Source organism: Anaerotruncus sp. 80 (genome assembly GCF_009936115.1).
GTDB lineage: Bacteria > Bacillota > Clostridia > Peptostreptococcales > Anaerovoracaceae > Senimuribacter > Senimuribacter intestinalis.
In genome coordinates this window covers 1-627 of the sequence record NZ_QWES01000072.1, presented here as the reverse complement: position 1 = coordinate 627, position 627 = coordinate 1, and the positions used below count along the sequence as shown (strand labels likewise).

The 627-nt window shown below is 61.7% G+C and carries 1 protein-coding gene; it reads left to right on the top strand.

Going from position 1 to position 627, the window contains the following annotated elements; translation table 11 throughout:
- Window positions 1-627, top strand: a 627-nt coding sequence (locus D1155_RS15535; RefSeq protein ID WP_160203312.1) for an HAD-IC family P-type ATPase, incomplete at both ends; no start/stop codon positions are given.

Genomic DNA, 627 nt, shown 5'->3' with positions numbered 1-627 from the left:
GGGGACGGTGTGAACGACTCCCCGGCGCTGAAGAAGGCGGACATTGGGGTGGCGATGGGCATCGCGGGCTCCGATGTGTCCAAACAGGCGGCCGATATGATCCTATTGGACGACAACTTCGCCTCCATCGTCACCGGCGTGGAGGAAGGTCGGCTGATCTTCGACAACCTGAAGAAGTCCATCGCGTACACTCTGACGAGCAACATCCCCGAGATCACCCCCTTCCTGCTCTTCATCATGGCCAACATCCCGCTGCCCCTCGGCACCATCACCATCCTCTGCATCGACCTGGGCACCGACATGGTCCCGGCCATCTCTCTGGCCTACGAAGCAGCCGAGAGTGACATCATGAAGCGGCAGCCGCGCAATCCCCGCTCCGACAAACTCGTTAACGAGCGCCTCATTAGCATGGCCTACGGACAGATCGGGATGATCCAGGCGCTGGGCGGCTTCTTCTCGTACTTCGTGATCCTGGCGGAGAACGGCTTCCTGCCCTCCTGCCTCGTGGGGATCCGCCTCAGCTGGGACGACCGCACCATCAACGACCTCGAGGACTCCTACGGGCAGCAGTGGACGTACGAGCAGCGCAAGGTGGTGGAGTTCACGTGCCACACCGCCTTCTTCGTC